4 protein-coding genes and 1 other annotated feature are annotated in these 6,199 nt (G+C 39.0%); all 4 genes read right to left on the bottom strand.

Annotation, left to right across the window (positions count from 1 at the left end):
- The coding region (locus tag ACO5V7_RS08675; protein ID WP_485485862.1) for a helix-hairpin-helix domain-containing protein at positions 1–1,872 on the bottom strand (1,872 nt) is incomplete at its 3' end.
- 129 nt (positions 1,873–2,001) lie between these two features.
- The gene (locus ACO5V7_RS08670; RefSeq protein ID WP_485485861.1) at positions 2,002–3,465 is read right to left on the bottom strand and encodes an NCS2 family permease; all 1,464 of its coding nucleotides are present in this window, start codon (positions 3,463–3,465) and stop codon (positions 2,002–2,004) included.
- 269 nt (positions 3,466–3,734) lie between these two features.
- The gene (locus ACO5V7_RS08665; RefSeq protein ID WP_485485860.1) at positions 3,735–4,583 is read right to left on the bottom strand and encodes a MetQ/NlpA family ABC transporter substrate-binding protein; all 849 of its coding nucleotides are present in this window, start codon (positions 4,581–4,583) and stop codon (positions 3,735–3,737) included.
- 107 nt (positions 4,584–4,690) lie between these two features.
- Positions 4,691–4,945: a binding site (T-box leader), on the bottom strand.
- A gap of 180 nt (positions 4,946–5,125) precedes the next feature.
- The gene (locus tag ACO5V7_RS08660; protein ID WP_298650608.1) at positions 5,126–6,070 is read right to left on the bottom strand and encodes a peptidylprolyl isomerase; all 945 of its coding nucleotides are present in this window, start codon (positions 6,068–6,070) and stop codon (positions 5,126–5,128) included.
- Positions 6,071–6,199 lie beyond the last annotated feature (129 nt).

Raw genomic sequence — 6,199 nt, 5'->3', positions numbered from 1 at the left:
CACTAATTCCAGCGTTTCTTGTCCGATACCAAATTCTTCTTTCAACGCTTTAGTATTCAATCCTTTAAGAGCTTCTTCCAACTCTGGTGAACCAAGCGCTAATTTTTCGGCATTGGCTTTTTTCAAAATGGATTTAGCGACATCATAAGACTCTGGGTGAATGTCAGTACCGTCAAATGGGTTCGTTCCATCAATGATTCGTAAGAACCCAACGGCTTGCTCGTAAGCTTTCGGTCCTAAGCGAGGTACTTTCTTCAATTGCGTACGGTTTGTGAACTTGCCGTTTTCGTCACGAAAAGCGACCACGTTTGACGCTGTCGTCTTCGTTAATCCGGCAATATGCTCTAGGAGAGCGGCACTAGCCGTATTCACATTTACCCCAACCTTGTTCACAGCTGTTTCAACGACAAAGTCTAACTGCTCATCTAATTGTTTTTCTGGCACATCATGTTGGTATTGTCCAACTCCAACGGATTTTGGATCGATTTTAACGAGTTCTGCTAGTGGGTCTTGCAAGCGACGAGCGATGCTGACTGCCGAACGCTCTTCAACTTGGTAATCTGGGAATTCTTGACGCGCGATATCACTGGCAGAATAAACAGAGGCCCCTGCTTCGCTGACGATGGTGTACACAACCTTACGAGGGATTTGTCGTAATTGTTCTGCCACGAATTGTTCAGACTCACGGCTAGCCGTTCCATTTCCAATCGCCACAAGTGTCACTCCGTATTTTTCCACGATGTGACGGAATTGTCCGCCTGCTTGAGCACGTTTGGCTTCTGAAGCTCCTACGTGAGGGTAAATCACAGACTTACCAAGTACTTTCCCTGTTTCGTCAATAACCGCTAATTTACAACCTGTACGGTACGCTGGGTCGAGGCCTAGGATCACTTGGCCCTTCATTGGTGCTTGTAGTAATAGATTCTTCAAGTTCTCCCCGAAAATAGCGATGGCTTGTGTTTGCGCCTTTTCACTTAATTCATTTCGGATTTCGCGTTCAATCGCTGGTCCGATGAATCGTTTGTAGCTTTCTTCAATTGCGTCTTCAACAATCGCAGCTGACGTTGAAGAAGGATTTTTGATTTTCTCTTCTTTAATCTTTGTAAGAGGATTTGTCACATCGACTTCAATCGTCACACGCACTACGTCTTCTTTTTCTGCACGGTTAAGAGCAAGCACGCGGTGAGGAACGATGGATTTCACAGGCTCTTCGTAGTCGTAGTACATTTCGTAGACTTTCTTCTCGTCGAGCTCTTCTTTCTTCACGACAGACCTCACGACACCGTTCTTTTGCGTAAATTGACGTAATTGTTTACGATATTTCGCTTCATCCGAAATCCATTCAGCAATAATTTCTACGGCACCGTTAATCGCATCTTCGACCGTCAAAATCGCTTTTTCTTCATTCATAAAGGTGGCTGCTTTTTCCTCTACAGAATCCTTCGTCGTCATGAGTAACCATAATGCGAACGGCTCTAGTCCGGCTTCTTTAGCAATCGTTGCCTTCGTGCGGCGTTTTTGTTTATACGGACGATAAATATCTTCCAAAGCCGTTAATGTTGTCGCCTTACTTAACGCAACAGTAATTTCTGGTGTGAGTTTGCCTTGTTCGTCAATAAGACGGCTAATTTCTTCTTTCCGTTTTTCAAAGTTTTCCAAATAACGTTGGCGTTCTTCGATTTCACGAATTTGCACTTCATCTAAAGAACCAGTTTGGTCTTTACGATAACGTGCAATAAACGGTACTGTATTCCCATCTTGTAAGAGACCTAATACCGTATCGATTTGTTTTGGTTTATATTGAGTGAGTTCTGCCTTCACAAGCGCTACGGAACGCTCGTATGCAGTAATTTCAGTTGTTTGTTCTGTCATAGTCAACTCCCTTTCTGTCTCCTCTATCCTATCATGAAATAAAAGGAAAAGCACCTAAGCAAAAATACTTAGGTGCCCTATTACGGCCATAGTTCAATAAAATGATTCAATATCAGCTGATTTTTACTCTTATAAAAGAGCTAAGATAATGAAGTTAAGGATGAATAATCCTGTAGCGACCCATAAAATTGGGTGAATGTCTTTTGATTTACCAGTAATAACTTTCACTAAGCAGTAGAAGATGAATCCTGCTGCAATCCCGTAAGAGATACTGTAGCAAAGTGCCATAAAGATTCCGGCAAAGAATGCTGGGATCGCTTCGTCCAATTCATCCCATTTCACATCTGCGAATGAAGAAAGCATCATCACCCCAACGATAATTAACGCTGGCGCCGTTGCCTCTGCTGGAACGATTCCCACGAAAGGTGCTAATAAGGTTGATAATAAGAAAAGCCCTGCTGTTACGACTGCTGTTAAACCAGTACGTCCACCTGCACCGATTCCGGCTGCACTTTCAACATAGGTTGTAGTGTTTGAAGTCCCAAAGATGGCCCCGATAGAAGTCCCAATCGCATCTGCGAATAAAGCCTTATCCATCTTAGAAGAGAATCCAGATCCGTTTTCAAGTTGACGTTCGTCTTCTTCAGAGAAGATACCCGTTTTACGACCTGTACCGATGAAGGTTCCAAGCGTGTCAAATGTATCGGATAAACTGAATGCAAAAATTGTCATTAAGACTAATGGTAACCTCGCTGGATCAGAGAAGAGTTTCACGATTCCTTCTGAGCCAAAAGCGGCCATGAATGTTGTACCTAAGTCGTTGAAAGCTGCTCCAAGCGAGTTGCTTTCAAAGCTGACTTTTGATAAATCAACAACGCCCATTGGAATCGCTAAAAGTGTTGTTAAAACAATCCCGATAAGGATGGCTCCACGAACTTTTTTCAATAATAAAAACACAGTAATGATTAAACCAATCACTGCAAGAAGTGCTCCTGGAGAGGTGAAGTTGACAAGAGATGGAACAATTCCACCATTTGAATTCACGCTGAACAAGCCACCTTTGTACGCTTCGGTTGCGACGTTATACGCAGCACCGTTTACTTGAGTAATCGTATTTGAATCAGAAAGGAATTCTAAAAGGTTAGCGTTTTTTAAACCAATATAAGCGATGAAAATCCCAATCCCACCCCCGATGGCATGCTGCATACTGACCGGAATGGCTTTAATAATCATCTTACGTACTTTTGTTACTGTAATGAAAATGTTGAATAAACCACAAATAAATACCATTGCTAATGCTTCTTGCCAAGTAAATCCAAGGCCGAATACAACTGTAAATGTAAAGAACGCGTTTAACCCCATCCCTGGTGCTAATGCGTAAGGAACGTTTGCGAAAAGACCCATCACTAATGTGCTGACGACTGTTGCAATAATCGTTGATAAGAAGACCGCTTGGAAAGGCATCCCTGTCTTACTAAGAATGTTCGGATTAACAAAAATAATGTATGACATCGCGAAGAATGTAGTTAACCCTGCCAAGAACTCAGTAGTCACAGTCGTGCCATTCTCTTTCAGTTTAAAAAACTTATCCATTAAAATTCGAACCCCTTTATAAAAGAATGAGTGATGAATTTAGTATACAGAAAACTTAATCAAAAAACAATATAATTATCGAACTATTTTAAAACATTTTTATTTTATTGTTCGTTATTCTATCCCTTTGATCCCTTTTAGTATCTTTAAAAATAAATAAATGTACATAATTGACGAACAATAAACCCCTCTCTCTACTTTCGTTTATAGTTTTTATACTATATAGACAAAAAAAGAAGCAGCCCAAAGCTACTTCTTTCTATACTTGATTATTTTTCAGATTTCCAAACTGGGAAATATTGTCCTGGACCAATTTCGTCCATTTTTTTAGCGACATCGTCTGTTTGATATAATTCAACGATTTTTTTGTAAACTGGGTTGTCTGCATCTTTTCCATTTACAACGATGATATTGTAACGATCTTTTGGAATCGTATCTAAGTGGTTTGCATCTGTAAAGATGTTATCTTCAATCTTCAATCCAGCATCTTGAGCCATTGAACCATTGATAGAAGCTGCATCCACGTCTTGTAACATTTGCGGAGCTTGAGCAGATTCTGCCTCAATAATTTCTAAATTACGAGGGTTGCTTGTGATATCTGCTAGTGAAGCCTTTGTCCCCACGCCCTCTTTCAACGTAATTAATCCCTCAGTTTGCAGTGCCACTAATGCACGACCTTGAATCGCTACCTCTTTTGGAACTAGAACTTTTGCTTTTTCAGGTAAATCTTTTAATGATTTATATTTCGTTGAGAAATAGTATAAAGGTGTGATGAAAGTCGTCCCGATTTCTTTTAAATCACTCCCTTTATCTTTGTTCCATTGCGCTAAGTAAGCACGGTGTTGGAAGGCATTCATTTGAACAGAACCTTCTTCTAAAGCTGTATTTGGCAAAACATAGTCGTTCATTTCTACAACTTCGATATTAATGTTTTCTTTCTTCGCTTTTTCAGCAACATAATCCCATAATTCATGAGCTGCACTCCCAACAACTGCAACTTTAACAGTTTGAGCTGCTTCAGTAGTAGCTTGCTTTACTTCTTCTTTTGATGTTTGACTTCCACATGCAGCTAATGTAATCGCCGCAATTGCTGTTAAAAATAAGTGTTTGATTTTCATTGTTTTTCCTCCAATAATTGTATTTTATTTTTTTCCATCAAGCTGTATTATCCAAGCATTCCCCCTTATTCCTTCGAACACAATAAAAAATCCTCTGCCCAAAATGGACAAAGGACGATCATTTCAACAATACCGTGTTACCACCTTTATTTGTTCATTCATCACTGAATAAACCTCAATCGATTCCATAGATTCTTCTTTGAAATCGTGTCGCTATAACGGGCGCCCCGTACTTCCCTTACTTCTAAAGCTCAAAAAGTCCACTCAATGGCCATTTTCATCTTCTTATCACTACTTGGTTTCACCAACCCCAAGCTCTCTACTAATGCCTCAAAGATTACTTTCCATCTCCTCGCGTTATAAATTGAATTATACAGCTAATCTCTAATATGTCAACAGTTATCTACAAGATAAAGACACTTCTTGACAGAAAAGACACTAAAAACACAAATATAGGAAAAAATCCTCGATAAGCTATTTCAAATAACCCCTCGAGGAATAAAGTTCCTTTAATGTACCTTACAAAAAACGAAAGATACAGATTATTTAGAAGAAGTTGTTGAATCACCCGCATCTAAGAAGGTCTTCAATGCATTTTTTAAGCTTTCATCAGAAATCTTCACGTCAGCAGCTTTCAATAAATCCACCATTGTTTGATGTAAGAATGCTGTATCTTTTAATTTTGCTTGTAGCATTTCTTCTTCCATTTTAGATTTCACTTCATCAAATGATTTCTTCTCACCTTTGTCTAACATCTTAATAATGTGGTACCCAAATTGAGTTTCGACTGGAGTTTCTGTGATATCTCCTACATTTTTCAAATTGTAAGATGCTTCTGAGAACTCTTTCACCATATCTGAACGTTTGAATGGTCCAATTTCTCCACCTTTAGAAGCTGTACCTGTATCGGCAGAGTTTTCCTTCGCTAGTTCAGAAAAATCAGCGCCATCTTTTAATTTTTGAATTAATTCTTCAGCTTTAGCTTTTGCGGCTGCTTTTTCTTCATCAGAAGCAGTTGCTTTAGCCGCAATCAAAATATGTTGTACTTTGATTTGTGGTTCCCACTCATCGTAGTATTTTTTAATATCTTCGTCTGTAAATGCTGCAGCCTTTTTAACAGCAGCTGTCATTAATTTATTTAAGTAAATTGTTTGACGATACGCATCTACTGAAGTAATTCCGCTTTGTTTTAAAGCGGCTAACATTCCACTTTCACCACCATATTGAGTCACTAATTTTGCAACTTCTTGTTCAGCAGCTTCTTTTAATTTTTTAGAATCTTCTACTGTTCCTTCTAACACTTTTGTTAAGACTAAACGTTGTAAAGTTTGTTCCCCAACGGTTTCTTTCATTGCATTCACAAATTCTTCTCTAGTCACATTACCATACTTTGTACTAGCAATTGTTTCTGAATTTGTATTATTTGAGCAAGCTGCTAATGCTAAAGTTGAGGCTAGCACTAACATTCCTGTGAATTTTTTCTTCATAAAATTCCCTCTCCTACTGGTTTCTTTTTTAATCGATGGTACTAATATACCATAGTTCTAAAATCTTTCCTAGTTTTCTAGTCAGGTCTTACCTTTTCTTAACTTTCTCTTGAACTAAAAAAGAGCCGG

Source organism: Granulicatella sp., from assembly GCF_057274575.1.
The sequence above is the reverse complement of the archived record's forward strand: the minus strand, read 5'-3'. Positions and strand labels throughout refer to the sequence as shown.